Genomic DNA, 17,170 nt, shown 5'->3' on the forward strand with positions numbered 1-17,170 from the left:
ACGTATAAGTGAACAGATATACATAATTTAAAAATAGAGGTTCAAAAAAGCTTCGAATTTGTTATATTAGAAATCAAAACTTGAAAATCAATGAGAAGAGTAACTTTAAATATTCCAGAAAACAGGTACGAACTATTTATGGAATTAATAAAAAGTTTGGGTATAGAAAAAATCCAAGAAAAAGAAACAACCATTGAGTCTTCTGAAATAGAAAATTTACCAGAATGGCAAAAAGAAGAGATCCTTAGACGGGTAACAGCTGCTAAAGATTCTGATTATTTAACATGGGAAGAGCTAAGAGATTCCTTAAAATGAAAACCCAATACAAAATACTTTTTAACCCACTTGTAAGGAAGGATATTAAGAATAACATTGACTATTTTAATGAGACCTTAAAAGACGAGAAAATCACTTCAAGTTTTTTAAAATCTATTGAACGCATAATTACTCGTATTTCAAGCACTCCAGACCTATATCAAGTAAAATATTCCAATATAAGAATGGCACAAATCAAACCTTTTCAACATTTGATACATTTTTGGATTGACGAGAAAAACAAACAAATCAAAATTGAGGGGATTTTTCACCCCAGCCAAAACCCTAAATTATGGGCGAAACGCACTAATCAATAATCGATACGATTTCCCCATTTTCTAAATAACATAAATAGCCATTAGTAGACTTACCAGTCAGCTGCGCCACTAATTTCATATACTCCTGAATTTGATTTTTGTGGCTTTCACGAGCTTCTCCCGTCTTGAAATCTACAACCACCGCTTGGTCTTTCTTTAAAATAATCCTATCTGGTCTTTTCATTTTGCCTCCTGGCAACAAAATCCCTTGCTCTGCTAAAAGCAGACCATCTGTATCAAACCAGGATGAAAAGAGTGAATTGTCAAATAAGGCCTGAAGCTGACGGGCGACCTCCTCTTTTTCTTCCAAACTCAAACGACCATCGTAATAAAACTTATCCAAGAAGAGCCTGGTATCCTCCATACTTTTGGAAACTTCAAGAATTTCATGTACCAGTAAACCAAAGTTTCTTTTCTTTCGCTGCTCTAGGCCATCAGCTGAAAAATCTACAGCATATTTTCTAATTTGAAGTCGCTGTGCCCAGTTTTGATAGTTCCAGTTCAGAGCTCTTGGTGAGGACGTGGCTTTGACTAGAGCTTGCTTTTCTGGCCATGCTCCAAGTTCAAAAACTTTGGTCTCTGCATCATAGTATTCGGAGAACTTCAACTCCTCTCCTGAGGTTCTTGCCCCTGTCAAGGCCAACTGCAATTGCGCTTGGAGATTATTATGATTTTTGATGTCCTTTTTGAATGGCGCCATTCCTATGAACACCTCTTCCGCTCGAGTCAAGGCAACATATATCATATTCAAACTATCCAAATAAGCCATGATAACTTCCGAAGTATAGATATCGGCAAAATCAGATTTTGCCAATTGCTTATTCAATGTCAAAGGAATAATAGCTGACAAATTATTCTCTTGATCTTCAAAAGGTGCCCAGACCACATTACTTTTCCTTTGATCAAAAATATCCCATTTCAAAAAGGGCATGATGACCACCTTAAACTGCAGCCCCTTGGACTTGTGAATGGTCATGATACGCATGGCATTATGTCCCTCGGGGATTTTTACAGTTCTTTTGGTTTGGTTTTCCTCCCACCAATCCAAAAAACCTGCTAAATCTGCTCTGTTGCTGGAGGTAAAGTCATAAATAGCCTCTTTGAAACCTGAAATGTAGGCCTTTTCTACTTCGAATTCTTGCAAACCCAATAATGCGATCAATTCTTCTGCTGCCTCCATCAGGGGCAATTGTAAGAGCATTTTTTCTTTTGCATGAAACTCCTGCACTTTAGGCTTCATATAGTCTGGAATCTTTCCTAAAGCAAAAAGCTCGTGATTCACCTGCTCATCAGCTAATATAGCCCTGTAATACCACATGGTCTTGAACTGAACTTGATCATCAGGATTATGCAGATATTGAAGTCCTGCCAAAAGTGCTTTAACAGCTGCGGCTTTGAACAGGTACATACTTTCATTAGATAAAACATCAAAACTGTATTTGGAATCTGGATTTTCAGCACCATAAAGCATTAATGTATCTGCAATATCCTCACCTTGATCCTTTGTGCGAACCAAAAAAGCAATGTCTCTCAACTCATAACCTTTGTCTTGTAAAGACATAACCATATCTGGCAATCGAGACAAGGCCAATGCGTCAAATTTCCCTTCTTCCTCCAAATCTTTATCATCTTCCAAAAAACTGATTTGGACTTTTCCCTTAAACGGATATCGATCCTTACGTTCTGAAATTTTCTGAGACACATCCTGATATGCCTTTGCAATCAATCCATCGTCTGATGCAGCAAAGGCTGATTGAACCGTTTCTTCAAAAGATCGCGCAAGTGTTTTGAAAAGTGCGTTATTGAATTTGATGATATTAGGCAAACTTCTAAAGTTGGTATCCAAGTTATGATTTTGAATTTGCTCCTTACCAATCTCATCTTCTACCTGCTCAAGCAAAAGCTTCATCTCTCCTCCCCTCCATCTGTAGATAGACTGCTTCACATCTCCTACCAAAAGGTTCGTCTGTCCTTGAGCTAAGGAGTTTTCTAAGAGTGGCTTAAAGCTAGCCCACTGAAAGCCCGATGTATCCTGGAACTCATCTATCAGATAATTCTTAAATTGGTTTCCTACCTTTTCATAGATAAAAGGAGCATCATTTTCCTTGGTGATTTCCTTCAAAAATTCATTCGCATCAGAAATCAACAACATATTCTCCTCGTCCTTGAGAAGTGTGAGTTCTTCCAGCATGTTTTTAAAAACACCATAGACATAAATATGCTTTCCGATCATATCGAGGCTATTCCACTTGGCTTCAAGGGGTCGAAATTGCTCTAAAATTTGAGCAAGCCCTTGAGACCTCGCGGCCAAGATTTGGTCTTTCAGCTTACTGGTTTTGGTATACCAGCCCTCTTCTGTAAAAGGGAGCAGCGCATAGTTATCGGTCAAAGATGGGACTGGGGAATTTTTATCCCCAAGCTGATCAAACTTCTTGGCAAAGGAACCGCCTGAACCTTTGAAATCAGTCCATTCCAAGCCATTGGCCATTCTGATTTCGTTAGCTTGCTCTTTGAGCTTGACCGTGATATCGATCAGCTCTTTCTTTCTATCCTTTATAAACTGCTGGAGTTGACTGATATTTTTATTATCTGCCAAGAATGCACGAATTTCAGGTGCATATTTTTTAAAGTCTTCTTGAAAAATTTGCCTTCCAAGGTCCTTGATATTTTTACGGATGTCCCAAGATTTACCATTTTGGATTTGCTCTACGGCATAATCTACTAGCCATTTGTGAAGAAATTCATCTTCCATGACTTGCATCACGACCCTATCTACCACCTTTTCCAAGACAGCATCTTGATCCAGTTCAACTTCAAATTTGGCGTTGAGATCCATCTCTCTTGCAAATGCACGTACTACACGCTGAAAAAAACTATCAATGGTGCTGACTGAAAATCTGGAATAATCATGTAAGATTGCCGTAAGAGTTTGAGAAGCGCGCTGCATCACTTCTTCTGGTCTGAGGTTCAAAGCAGTCATGATTTCCGCATCCATTTTCTGAGTAGGATCTACGGCAGTTTTCAATCGCTTCAGTTCTTTGATGATCCTTTCCTTCATTTCTTGCGTGGCCTTGTTGGTGAAGGTTACAGCAAGGATAGACCTAAAACTCTCAGGGGTTGTAAGCGCCAGTTTGAGGTATTCCATGGTCAGGGTATATGTTTTACCTGAACCTGCGGAGGATTTATAAATGATGAAAGGCATGGTCTGCATAGTTAAAAATTAATATAAGCAAAACAAACCTAATTCAGCTAAATAAAAAAGAAATTGACAGAAGGTGTCTGGAATAAAAAACTCCTTCAACAAACTTAGCTTAAGGGATAATCAAATCATACCCATATAAATTCAGCTTATTTCACAATAATGCATCCCACAATATTTCAACTGGATGCTTAGCGGATCTTTGTGTTCCATCTATGATTTGATGTCTACAGGAAGTACCAGGTGCAGCTATCAGTACTTCAGCATCAGCTTTTCTCACAGCAGGGAATAGTACCATCTCCCCTATTTGCATGCTGAGCTCATAATGTTCGACCTCGTAGCCAAATGACCCTGCCATCCCACAGCAGCCAGAAGGAATTACTTCGACTGTATAGTTTTCTGGCAAAGTCAATATCTTCTGTGTCCATGAAATAGATGACAAGGCCTTTTGGTGGCAATGGCCGTGCAATTTGATCGTTCTCGACTCTTGAGTAAATGAAGCTGAAGTAATATTCCCTGCCGCTATTTCTCTCCCTATAAATTCATCTATGGTGAGTGTATGGAATTTTAACTTTTTAGCTGCATCTACCAATTCCCTAGATACCAATCTTGGGTATTCATCTCGGAAACTCAAAATCGCCGATGGCTCTATTCCAACCAAAGGAGAATTCCCATCAATAATATTATGGAATATGCTCACATTGGCATCTGCATGCTGACGCGCTTTTTCTAAAAGCCCTTTAGATAGCGCCGAGCGACCACTCTCCTCATGATCCACTATTTTGACCTCATAACCCAACCTATTTAAGAGCTTGATTGCTATAATTCCTATCTCTGGGTCATTGAAATTGGTGAATTCATCGATAAAAAGATAGAGGGACTTGACATGCCTGTTCGGCTTTGTCAATCCAGCATAGTGTTGCTTATACCAAGACCTCAGGCTTTGAGATGCTATCTTTGGTAGGCTCCTTTGTGGAGCTACTCCTAAGAATGACTTCATCCATCCACTCGTGAGCTTATTAGAAAGACCGAAATTAGCCAAGCCAGAAACTCTTGATCCAATCTCATTCAAATCATTGATATAAGCAAACGCTTTGGATCTGAGGGGTATTCCATGCGCTTTATAATATTGATACTGAAACTCCGCTTTCATAGATGCCATATCAACATTTGAAGGACATTCTGCTGTACAACCCTTACATGAAAGACACAAATCCAATGCTTCTTTAATTTCTGGGTGGTCAAAAGCATTTCCTCTTTTATCCAAGGTCAGAAACTCTCTTAATGTATTGGCTCTCCCCCGAGTAGTATCTTTTTCATTGCGAGTAGCTTGGTAGCTCGGACACATCGTCCCTCCAGACTCTGGGAGTTTTCTACAATCTCCAGAGCCATTACACTTCTCTGCCATTCTTAAAATGCCACCCACTTGATCGAAATTAAGTATCGTATCATGGACGGGTGTTTTCATCTCTGCTTCATAGCGAAGTGATGAATTCATTGGTGCCGTATCCACTATCTTGCCCGGATTAAAAATATTATCAGGGTCCCAAGTGTATTTAACTCGTCTAAAGAGCTGATAATTTTCCTCCCCTACCATCAAAGGAATAAAAGGCGCTCTTACTCTCCCGTCTCCATGCTCTCCAGAAAGTGACCCATTGTATTTTTTCACCAATTTGGCCACATCAAGAGAAATATTATAGAATGCTTCTTGATCCTCCTTTTTCTTCAGATCCAAAATAGGCCTCAAATGTATCTCCCCTGCTCCAGCATGGGCATAGTGAACTGGCTCTTGTCCATAGGCCTCCATCATTTTGTCAAACTCTTCAATGTAAGCTGCCAAATCCTCAATATCCACAGCAGTATCCTCTATACAGGCTACGGCCTTTCTATCCCCAGGAATGTTTGCCAATAAACCTAACCCAGCACTTCTCAAAGCCCAAGCAGACTTGGTCATGCTTGGTTCTATCACAGGATAAGCATAACCTAAGGCAGCATATTGTAAGTCATTAATCAAAAGTTCAGCCTTCTGCCTAGCTTCAGCCTCAGACTTCCCTGTAAACTCCACCATCAAAAGTGCCATAGGATCACCTTCTACAAAGTAGCGATTTTTGCTGTACTCAATACTTTCTTTGGTACAATCTAAGATTATCTTATCCATCAACTCCACCGCCGTAGCATGATGCTTCATTGCTACTTGAGCAGCTTTCATGCTCTCATTGATGGTTTCAAAATGTGCCGCTACCACGACTTCTACAGGGTCCGGTAGTGGATCCAAAGAAATTTTAATTTCTGTGGTAAATGCCAAGGTTCCCTCAGATCCTGTCAGTAATTTGCAAAAGTTAAAAGCTTCCCCTCCTGCTGTGAAAATCTCAGAATCCAACAAATAATCCATTGCATAGCCTGTGTTCCTTCTATGAATGGATTTTTTAGGAAAATTCTCACGAATATTCTGCTGCGTTTTCTTATCCTGAAGCTCCTCTCTAACTTGTCTATAAAGTACACCTTCTAGGTTTTCTAATTGACATTTCTGTTCAAACGTATCTAGATCAACTGCGCCAAAAATAGCCGACTGTCCATCACTCAAAATCACTTTCAGTTCCATGACTTTCTCTCTGGTCGTACCATATACAATAGATGTAGTCCCTGAGGAATTATTACCTACCATCCCTCCGATCATCGCCCGATTTGCAGTAGATGTGATCGGACTAAAGAAAAGTCCACGAGGTTTGAGAAATCTATTGAGTTCATCTCTGACCACTCCAGGCTGCACCTTAACCCACCGTTCTGATTCGTTGAATTCCAGAATCTTGGTAAAATGCTTAGAAACATCTACCACGATCCCATTCCCAACACACTGACCAGCTAATGATGTACCTGCTGTTCTTGGAATCAACGATGTCTTATGCTCTCTGGCAAATACGATCAATTTTTGAATATCAATCTCCGACATCGGAAAAGCAACTGCAAGAGGTATCTCTCTATACACAGAGGCATCAGTGGCATAAAGTGTTGTAGTCAAAGAATCGAATTTCAACTCTCCCTGAAGTTGATTTGCTAACTCTTTTAATCTTGGCAATAGGTTTTGTTGATCTGGGGTCATGATTCAAAAATAGGCAATTGATACAAAGCAATATTAATTTTTTGTAGAGAAAAACTTCTAATCATTGAAAATTCATTAATTATTTCTCAACACATCTTTTCAACCATACAAACATTTGGACTGTTTAATATTTAACTCATTTTGTTTGGAGATACAAGTTGATTATATTGAGTCAAACAAAGCAATAAGTTATGGCAGGCGGTACATCAGGATTTACCATGATTCAGTCAACAAAGGATAATCGAAACCTCCGATCAGGAAGAAATAAGATGTCGGATAGTCCCTATGTACGTCCACATGTCAAAACTCAAAACAATGACCCTGAATTATACACAGAATTGATTGCAGAACGATTTGAAAGAAAGTCACAAAGTAGTCAGTATTCAATACTGATTTTCGTAATTCTTGGGATCTTGATCAGTACATTTTTTTACATTTTAATGGTCGGCTAAACCCAACAGCCAGACAGCCTTATTTTTTTTGAATCCCAGTTTTTCTATCTTTCTCCAAAATCCCAAGCATCTATGTTTTTCTACCTTTCTCAATTTCTCAGCTCCTTGGTCATGCCATTGAGTATTTGTATGATTTTGATTGTTTTTGGATTAGTCAAAATCAAAAAAAAAGCAGGAGTAAAATCTCTCGCTAGTGGAGTAATTTTACTGTTTTTGTTTAGTAATCAATTTCTGAGTAATGAAGCTATCAATGCTTGGGAACCTGACTACAAGATTATTGCTTCACTACCTGAATTCGAATATGGTATCGTGCTAACTGGAGTTACCAACTTGAGCAAAGAAGTGTATGACAGAACTTTCTTCAACAAAGGCGCTGATAGGGCCACACAAGCTATACAGCTCTATAAATTAGGGAAAATCAAAAAAATCCTGATCACGGGAGGCCAAGGCTTAAATCCTAGCAATCCCAATACAGAGGCCGAACTGCTTAGGGATTTCATGTTGATCGCTGGAGTTGAAGAGGCCGATATACTGATAGAAAATAAAGCCAAAAACACCTATCAAAATGCAGCATTAACCAAGGAGATTTTCAATCAAAATAATATTCCCGCTGAGCAAACACACCTATTGATTACTTCCGCTTTTCATATGAATCGTGCTAAGGGTTGTTTTGACAAGGTGGGTTTATCAACTGAAACTTTCCCGGTTGACTACTATGGTTACAATAGGAAATTTGACTTGCCTATCTTAATTTATCCTGATCCTTATGCTATTTTTATATGGCAAAAGCTCTTCAAAGAGTGGGTAGGTATTGTCATGTATAAAGTTGCCGGTTATTTATAATTATGATTTTCTGCAATTGCACTTTTAGATAGCCAACAAACCACTGATGTACTAGGAATGCTAAAAATTAATACCTAAAATAAAGCAGTCACCTGCATACGTCCTACATGTACCAATCGTCCCAGACCTTGGGAGTTTCTTCCTTCGTAGACCATATTCATCTGTAAGCCTTCGCCTATTTTTTGAAGCCAATTGAAGGTCCAGGTGAGGTTATTTCCTACATTTAATGCTTGGAGCATTTCATATCCAGTGGGTGAGTTTGGTTGTCCATTGTAATCGATCCGCGTATATTTCAGGTTTGCATTCAGTGTGGTCTTGATCGCTTTGGCATACCTGAAATCTAATCCCAACTGATTAAGAATGGCTTTTTCTTCAATCTCCTGATTCGCAATATTAACCTTATCAGTATATTGATACATAACTGTGGCTCGGAAGATACTGCTAGGTTGCCAAGCAAGCTCTGGACCCAATCCATATTGCTCTATATTATAATTTCTATTTTCTAAGAAATCGGAAGCTGCATTTCTATTTCCTGACATCAGCAAAAACCTCAAATTCAAAGTAGGATTGAAGTTGAATCGAGTATTAAGCCTCCAATCTTTCTGAAGCAAATCATCAAAGCCACCTGCAAGCAACTGTTTATTTTGACTGTCAAAAACAGAGAGGTCAAAGCCATACTTAGGCGATGCTCTATTGAAGAAAAAGGAGCTTCTAATCACCTGTCTCACTGAGATCAAGTCTTCATCTGCAAAACCTCCTACAAAAGGATTGATCCTTTCCCAAAACTCATTAGATGTGATCTTTTTCTCAATACTCAAACTTGTCGTGTTTGAAAACTTTTGGAGAAATACCTTCATCCCTTTTTCCTTTCTCCAAGCGTCTGGAAACTTGGCATTGAGCCTATAATTGAAAATAGTAGAATAAGCTTGAATGAAATCTGTCGTCGGGACAAACACTTTGATGAAGTTTTTTTCCTCAGGGTTCACGGCTACATAAAATTCATTCAGTTGCTGTACTCCATCCCCATTGTCATCCCTCCAAGCATGCGTACCCTCTCCTGTGGGAACAGGGAGAAAGACAAATTCTCTCCTGAATTCTCTCCCGTTACCCAAAGCATAAGAAAGTTCATTTCGCAGATTCCCTTCAAAGAGATTACTGAGATAATCGATTTTCCCTAGAACTGTGGTTTCTACTTCTTGTGCCAACCGAACAAAACGAAGTTCTCGGTAAGTGAATGTTCCCTTGAAATCATGATTCCCAAATCGTCTTCGTAAACCATAATTCGTGGCAAAAGCCTCTGTATCCGCCACCAACTGCCCCGCTACCGGGAACTTATCTTCTCGCCAACTCACATCTGCAAAAAAAGAATAGGGTAAGGTATCATTAGACTTGATATAGATCAGCTGTTCCAAAAAGTTCATGGCAGTGCTTACTACAGAGTCTGTCTCCACATTACTTACAGCATTCCTGTCTAACATCAGCCTATAACCTGGGACTAAGTATTTACTTTTATAACTCACATCACCTGTATACCTAAGCCAATCAGAGTTGAGATTCCGAATATCGCTGTCAAGCTTGAAGAATTCATTTTTGACATAGATGCGCTTACCCACAACCTGATTGAGCGTAGCCAGGTGTTGTGTACCTGCAAGAATTTCGCCTCTATTTCTCAAATTGAATCTGTAAGAAAATGCCTGATCAGCATCCTTCCTTAGAGACACTTCGGTATTGAAAATGCGCTCGTTGGCAGAAGATTGTAAATCCTCCTGGGTCAAACTCCAATCTCTATCAAATTCAATATATCTCAATCGATCAATGAAGCTAAAGCTGGAAGAGTTATACTCAAATTCAGTAAGTGCATTGAATTTATATCCTTTTGCTTTTTGAAAACTTCTATTCTCTGACAGTATTCCCGACTTCAACGCAAAACCACTATTATCTTCATTGTCTAATTCTGAAAATAAATTATCATCCGTATTTGAAAATGCAAATTCTGTATAAGCTTGTTCATGCGCGCTTAATTTGACCCTAGTACCTGCAGTGAGCATTTGCCGCTTGTTGGGGGCTGGCAGTTGGGAAAGTATGGAAAACCGACCCTGAGGCACTCCATTTACTCTGGGCACATATTCATAAACAGGACCATTCGCTACTTGCTGTGAGCGGATATAATCCCCATTTCTTTGACCTACCTCTGAGAAACTGACTGCAAAAAAAGCTTCTTCGGGATTGGTGGAGTATTCATAAAAAACGACAGGCAGTCCTCTATCATCAAATGATTCCAGTCTTCGATATAGAATCCTATTTGGGTCGAAAGCAATGGAATCAACTCGAGGTACTGCAGCCGCTTCTAGGTTGTCCCCAACTGAAGCTAACAGACTTTTTTCTGCATCCGAAAACTCAAAAAACAAGGGTCTGTTCCTATTATCTTGTTCTCTATAAAAGTTCATGTAGAGAGACACATTTTCTGTTTCTTGAATATGGTTCGCTGTAAGAATTGACCTAGAATAATTCCTCTCAGCATACTCAAAGTCAATTCTTACCCTGGAATATTGAGTAATCAGTACATTGGGTGTGAAGGTGATTTCCCCTTGGTTGTAATCTATGACATAATCATAGTTAAAACCCCGCTGCAATTGCTTCCCATCCAAAAAAACTCGCTCTGAATTGGCCATGATAATGACAAAACGTTCGTTTTGAGGACCGGGAATCCTGTATGGGCCCAAAGTACCTTCAAAAATCTCCAATTGTATCGAGGCAAACTTTCCCTTTGCCACAGATGCAGCCGCTTGAGTTGACACCTTCCATTTATCTCCTATTTGGTAATTTGTGGTGAGTTGTGCTCCCTGTACATTTTTATAGTAGCGCAAAAATTCAGATTTTCTTTGCCTCAAAACCACATCCCCAGCTGCTAAATTGAATTTATCATTATAAATCTCCACCAACACATTATCAAAGTCTTGCAACTGCTGTGTATTTCCCTCTGGCTGAAATGGTACATTTTGATCTGTGATACTCGCCCTGATGTTAAGGTTTTCGGATAGTTCTCCTGACATCTGCAAGTTTAATGAAGAGTTTACGAAAACATTCTGAGTATTACCAAATGACACTCCTCTAGTCAAATTACCTGACTTATAAAGGTTAGTAGACGGAAAAAGCTCCTCTCGAAAATCAAAAGCAGGAATAGCTTGCACCCTATTATCTCTAAACATGGCCATGGAATCATAATCCTGCATCAATGTCCTCCTGGCTACCGTCTGATGCAAGCTATAGGGAAATGTCTGATAACAAATTTGAAGCGAATCCGTTCTCAAATCTTCCTCGAGATCAACTTTGATTGCACCAGAGTTCAAGCTGTATTTAAAGGTATAAGCTTGCTTATTTTTGTCTTGGATTTTGATGGTTTCTTCAATGACGGAAAGTGAATCTAACAAAGTCCAACTTTTGAGCTGTTCTACAGCAAACCACTTACAGTTCTCTTCCTGAGCGCTGACCCAAGATGATGAAAGTATGATGATCCCCAGCAGTAAAAATCTTCTCAAAGCAAACATTTAATGACTAATATGTTTACTAAGGTAATATTTTAGACGATAAAATAATGTTACTTTTTCAGGTAGATGAATGCTTATCAGTGATTATCATTGACTAGTCAAGTCAAATGTTAAATAGAAGGTTGTACCTTTTCCTAATTCTGTTTCAAACCATATATTCCCACCTGCAGTCTCTACTCCTCTCTTAGCGATTGCCAATCCCAGACCAGAGCCTTCTGATTTGGTACTAAAATTCGGAATGAATATTTTATCCTTCAGATCATCCGAGATTCCCTTGCCATTATCTTTGATTTTTAAGACAACCTTACTTTCATCTTTCACTTCCAAAGTCACTTCAATTTTTGGCTTCTTGGGAGGCTCTACGGCTTGGATACCATTGATGATCAGGTTAGCGATGACCCTCCCAAACAACTGGTCATCTCCTATGACCATAAGCGGGACTGCATTGGTTTTGTCCTCAAGTTTCAATGTTCCCTTTTCTCGATTCTTAAACAACTCTATGCTCTCTTGCACCACAATTCTAAAGTCCATGATTTCATTTTTAGGCAATGGCATCTTGGCAAAAGTAGAGAATGATGTAGCGATATCACTCAGTGTATCCACCTGATGAATCAGCGTTTCTATCGGTTTTTTGAGTTTTTCCGTATCATCTAATTTACCCATCGTCTGAAGTCGAAGTAGATGCTGAAGGGTAAGCTTCATAGGAGTAAGTGGATTTTTGATCTCATGAGCCACTTGTTTAGCCATTTCCCTCCATGCTGATTCTTTTTCAGTATTGGCAAGGGTCTTCTTACTTGCTTCTAGCTTAAATAGCATGTTATTATATTCGTTGACAAGTAGACCTATCTCATCGTCTGTAGGCCAGTACATGGGTTCATTACTGTCCAAATCTGTATTTTTCAGTTTTTGAGTCAACAGATTGAAAGGAAACGTCAGATTCTTCGATACGAAATAAGAAACAAAAAGGAAAATGATGAAAATCAGCACAAAAATATTGGCAATATTACTCAATACATCTGCAATCAATAAATCAAGTTCAGACTCGGATTCGAAAAAAGGAATTGAAACAATGGCGCGAATCTGCTGACTATCTGAGGATCGGATTGCTAGATATACAGTTTTGAAATTCAATTCCCCGATACTTTCTTCGAGTAAGGATCTATTATTCTGCTTTTCGATTACCTCAGAGATCGCTCTAGGATTAATATATTTAGTCAATATTCCTTTATCAAAAGTATTTGGCTGAGAAGTAGCCAATAGATGTCCTTCAGAATCATAAACGTTGATCTCTACATTGGTGGTGCCCGCGAGGTTATTGACCATTTCTACAAAATCATCTCGATCAGCTTCACCTATCGCTTGCCGCTCCAATACTGCAGATAGATTATCTCCCACCAAGGACGCTTTTTGAAAGTACTGCCTATGTAGTTCCTCCCTGTAAGAGTTGGTCAATAATCCAATGATAATCAAACTAATAATTAGAATCGGGAAGAAGAAAGCAAAATTCAGATACATCTGAAGCTTGGTAGCATAATTAAAATTGAAATTTCGAACACCATTTCTAAGCGTAAAGCAGAGGATACTCAATAAAGTCAAAATAATGAAGGCTACGAAAAACAAAGAAATATCAGCTAAAATGTAATAAACAGGATAAACTGGCGTGGAGACCACCACCATTCTTTCTTCATTCTCTACAGCTAGATGATGATACTTTCTAAGATAAATCCCTGATGATTTCAGCTTGGGATTAGTCTGAAACATCTCTAAATCTAATGCCCTATAATTAAATATACCAACTGAATATGAAAGCCTACCTTCCTCAAAAACAGCAAAATCAAAATCTCTTTCTCCATAATTGACATTGTATTTCCTATCCATCAACAGCTTAGGAAACACAGCCGAAGGTTGAATTTTCAGTTGTCGCAATTCCAGAAAAACAGTTCCAATGAAATTGTCATCTCTATATAATGGGATAAAAACCACATACCTATTCCCAAAGCCTTCCTCTAGCCCTTTGACAAAGTATAAATCTCTAACTGATGTTGCATTATCACTTTTGATGTAGGCCATTCGCAGGTCTTGTAGCTTTTCCTCAGATAACCGATCTATGACGTTATCACCGATTGCATTGAATACCTTTACCCTTAGATCGTATTGATCAAAGTAATTGATGATATGAAATTTTCTAATTTTCCTTTCAATTGCCTCGTTAGATTGGAATGGATCGATAAGGGTGTTTTTTATAAAAAGATCGTTCTTGATCCTTTCCATGATGCCTGCTAAATAAAACTCGGCCATAACATCATTTTCTACTAGCTGCTGTGTACCAAATCTAACTTTAGCTTGAAGCTGCCTTTCCAAAAAAACCTCATGTGAAGCTATTCCAGTAATCACAGCACCAATAAGACAACCAAAGAAGAATGTCAAAAAAGTATTGAAGCCTAACTTGAAAATATTCTTGTAAAGCTCAAAACTGATGATTGAAAACAAAAGAATGAAGTGAGCAGAAAAGGCAATAAAGTAAACCCAATTGTAATACCCAAGAAAAACTCCTACAGGGACAGAAAAATAGAGCAAAATCCTCAAAGCTACAATCTTCTCAATTTTCTCTCCACTCAACACTAAATTGATCCCTAAAATGGAAAAAAGTAAATACATCGCTCCTCCGAAAAATATAATCAGTAAACTGATTAGCTTGAAATAATCAAAAGATGGAATCGACAGAATATTGAGGTCCCATTGACTATTGCTAAGAATATTAATGTAGAGACCATAAAATAACATCAACAAAATTGTTGACCCTGTATATGCAAGAAAGACAAAAAGACCTGGCTTGAAGCGAGATCTAAATTGATTGAATTTTTGTTGAAAACTTTTCCCTGCGAAAACAGCCAAAATCAATAAAAAAATTATCAATGAACATATTGTATTTAGTAATAAATCTCCCAAACTAGGATTGAACCAAGAAGAAGCATACTTACTAGAGTCAAATAATTCGAAGTCAAAATAATCTTGAGGAAAGTGAAAAAAGAGCATAAAAGCCCTAATCGTCAATAATATCCCCAATGAATAAACAATAGCTAGATTACGCTTGCCCTTGTACCATATAGTAGATACTAAGCCATAACCTAGAATAACTACAAGTGAGAGCAAGGAAAAAAAGAATACTAAAAGTGTGATATTCTTTTCTTTGGTCACGGGCTGATAGCCTGATTCAAACCTTATTGAAAATATATATTCTCCTTTGATACTCTTCAGATGAGCTGATGCTAAAGCGTCAGCTTCAGAAAATAATTGAACTCTATTGTTGCCAAACAATTCTGGATTCAACCCAGTTCTCAAAAAATCATTTTGAACTTCTCTTTTATAATTGAGCGGATATAGTTGTACCAACCAGTAGGTACTTTCCGCTCTCTTTACATTTCTTAATCTGAGATAATAAATGGCTCTGCTATCTTCATATAACTGGTGTGCTCTGGATTTATCAATATTTTCTAAATCGGGAGAATGAAGAAAGTTTGACCAAAAAACAAGCTGATCTGAAGCATCAAATAAAAAATAAGGATGGTGATTATCAATAATTAACTTCGAAAAATTAAGTGTATCCTCAGGTCGATTATTCATCAATAAAGTTATGAAATCCTCGTCGAACTCCTTTTCTATCTCGTTGATTCTCTCCTGAATTGGATCTGAAAATTTATCAATTGAATGTCCTCTTCCAACAAAATAATTCATCGCCAATAGAATCCCTATGGCGAAAATGGATGATAAAAGAATCAGTCGTTTTTTCTTGAGCATAATCTTGATAAAAGTAAAAAAGCAAAGTCTATTATCAAACTTTGCTCCTTTTATTACTAAATTCAAAAATCATACTAAAACTTTTCTCCCTGAAAGATAAATTTAGACTTTCTCTTTTTTGCATTTCTGTACCATAAGAAACCAATCACAGCAGCAATGAGATATGGCATGGTGAAGAGGTACAAAATACCCGTATTCAAACCAGCACCAATCGTAGTTTCACCATTGCTGACGTTATTCTCTACTGAAGCTCTACACATGGCACATTGTGCAAATGAAGATATTTGGATCATCATTGACCCAATGAATAAAAAGAAGATTTTTGAAAGCTTTGTCATGACTTTAATAACGCTGGAATTCAAAAGATAGTTTAGAAGCTATAATAAGGACTGATCATTAGGTATACTACCACCCCAGTTATAGTCACGTAGAGCCATATTGGATAGGCAAACCTCACTACTTTTCTATGCTTATCCCGCTGATCTGTATAGCCATAATAATACGCCAACAATATAGGAAATAGAGCCACAGCAGCTAGAATAATATGTGTGATCAATATAAAGAAATATACAGATCTAATCCATCCTTCTCCACCAAAGGAAGTACTTTCAGCTGAAGCATGATATATCACATAAGAAACCAAAAATACCGCTCCCAAGGTAAAAGCAGTAGTCATGGATGCACGATGCAATTGTATATTTTTATTCTTTATAAATATCAATCCAGCAATCAAAGCAATAGTAGCAGCAGTATTGATCACTGCGTTGAGATGAGGTAAGAAATATACCCAATCACTCGCCAAATCTAATTTAGTCGGCATAAACAGCAATACAGCAACCACTATAGGAACAGCCACCGCTATCACAGTTACTATCCTAATAATCCCTTTGTCCTCTGCATTATTCATTAAACTATTCTTTTCCATACAACAAGATTTTTGTTTCTACTATCAAACGATCAACTTCTTCTCTATTGGTACCACTATAATATCCTCTGATTCTTCCCTCTTCATCTACCAAGACAAATTTATCAGAATGAACAAAGTCATCAGGAACCCCCTCACCATCAATAGTAGGTAATATAAATCCACATCTAGCAAGATCATATATCTCAGATTTGTCACCCGTCAGAAAATGCCACTTACCTGGGGTAGCTCTATGCAGGTCTGCATAAGACTGAAGGATCTCAGGCGTATCATACTCTGGATCAATTGATATAGAATAGATTTGTACATCGTCATTTTGTCTAAACACATCATCCACACGCTCCATTTCAGTAGACATCACAGGGCAGATACTTGGGCAAGAAGTAAAGAAGAAGTCTACAATGGTAACCTTACCTTTCATCTCCAAGCTTCCAATTTCCTGATTGAGATGAGAAGTAAACCTAAATTCTGGTATCCTATGCTGTTTACCATCTTCAAAATCACATTCCAAAAAAGGATTATCTACACCCGCCTCGTAATAAATTGGGATATCATAACTATTTGTACTCATTGTCTTCAAAAAGACGATAATTAGAACAGGGATCATTAAGATACATAATAACACAAAGCCCTGTAAAATCCTTAGTCCCTTCATAAGTTTTAATTTAACATA

The 17,170-nt window shown here is 38.0% G+C and carries 11 protein-coding genes; 4 read left to right on the plus strand and 7 right to left on the minus strand.

Annotated features, from left to right (window positions below; genetic code table 11):
• The first annotated feature begins 90 nt into the window (after positions 1-90).
• Both BW935_RS11785 and BW935_RS11790 read left to right on the plus strand, forming a co-directional pair.
• On the plus strand, positions 91-315 hold the full coding sequence (locus BW935_RS11785; RefSeq protein ID WP_076501731.1) for a hypothetical protein: 225 nt from the start codon (positions 91-93) through the stop codon (positions 313-315).
• Entirely contained in the window at positions 312-632 is a 321-nt protein-coding gene (locus BW935_RS11790) for a hypothetical protein (protein ID WP_076501733.1), read from the plus strand. Before BW935_RS11785 ends, BW935_RS11790 begins: the two co-directional genes overlap by 4 nt.
• Here the strand turns inward: BW935_RS11790 and BW935_RS11795 are convergent.
• Together BW935_RS11795 and BW935_RS11800 are read right to left on the minus strand one after the other, a co-directional pair.
• A complete protein-coding gene (locus BW935_RS11795) occupies positions 622-3,843 on the minus strand; it encodes a UvrD-helicase domain-containing protein (RefSeq protein WP_076501734.1) in 3,222 nt (1,073 codons plus the stop codon). The two genes, BW935_RS11790 and BW935_RS11795, sit on opposite strands and share 11 nt — an antisense overlap.
• Positions 3,844-3,985: 142 nt before the next feature.
• The gene (locus tag BW935_RS11800; RefSeq protein WP_076501736.1) at positions 3,986-6,931 is read right to left on the minus strand and encodes an FAD-binding and (Fe-S)-binding domain-containing protein; all 2,946 of its coding nucleotides are present in this window, start codon (positions 6,929-6,931) and stop codon (positions 3,986-3,988) included.
• Between the two features lie 191 nt (positions 6,932-7,122).
• Here BW935_RS11800 and BW935_RS11805 point away from each other — a divergent pair, with 191 nt between their 5' ends.
• On the plus strand, positions 7,123-7,383 hold the full coding sequence (locus BW935_RS11805; RefSeq protein ID WP_076501738.1) for a hypothetical protein: 261 nt from the start codon (positions 7,123-7,125) through the stop codon (positions 7,381-7,383).
• 72 nt (positions 7,384-7,455) lie between these two features.
• Positions 7,456-8,226 carry a YdcF family protein gene (locus tag BW935_RS11810; RefSeq protein WP_076501739.1) on the plus strand — a complete coding sequence of 257 codons (771 nt, stop codon included), beginning with the start codon at positions 7,456-7,458 and terminating at the stop codon, positions 8,224-8,226.
• Between the two features lie 74 nt (positions 8,227-8,300).
• On the opposite strand, the gene BW935_RS11815 is transcribed toward BW935_RS11810, so the two are convergent.
• The 5 genes from BW935_RS11815 to BW935_RS11835 form a co-directional block, all read right to left on the minus strand.
• A complete protein-coding gene (locus tag BW935_RS11815) occupies positions 8,301-11,774 on the minus strand; it encodes a hypothetical protein (RefSeq protein WP_076501741.1) in 3,474 nt (1,157 codons plus the stop codon).
• Positions 11,775-11,861: 87 nt separating this feature from the next.
• Positions 11,862-15,572, minus strand: a complete 3,711-nt coding sequence (locus tag BW935_RS11820) for an ATP-binding protein (protein ID WP_076501742.1) — start codon at positions 15,570-15,572, stop codon at positions 11,862-11,864.
• A 74-nt stretch (positions 15,573-15,646) separates the two neighbouring features.
• On the minus strand, positions 15,647-15,910 hold the full coding sequence (locus tag BW935_RS11825; protein WP_076501745.1) for a hypothetical protein: 264 nt from the start codon (positions 15,908-15,910) through the stop codon (positions 15,647-15,649).
• 32 nt (positions 15,911-15,942) lie between these two features.
• Complete coding sequence (locus BW935_RS11830; protein WP_076501747.1) at positions 15,943-16,497, minus strand: DUF420 domain-containing protein; 555 nt, start codon at positions 16,495-16,497, stop codon at positions 15,943-15,945.
• A complete protein-coding gene (locus BW935_RS11835; protein WP_076501748.1) occupies positions 16,484-17,152 on the minus strand; it encodes an SCO family protein in 669 nt (222 codons plus the stop codon). The genes BW935_RS11830 and BW935_RS11835 overlap by 14 nt, the downstream gene beginning before the upstream one ends.
• Between the last annotated feature and the right edge of the window lie 18 nt (positions 17,153-17,170).

The sequence above is a fragment of the Belliella pelovolcani genome (assembly GCF_900156785.1).
GTDB lineage: Bacteria > Bacteroidota > Bacteroidia > Cytophagales > Cyclobacteriaceae > Belliella > Belliella pelovolcani.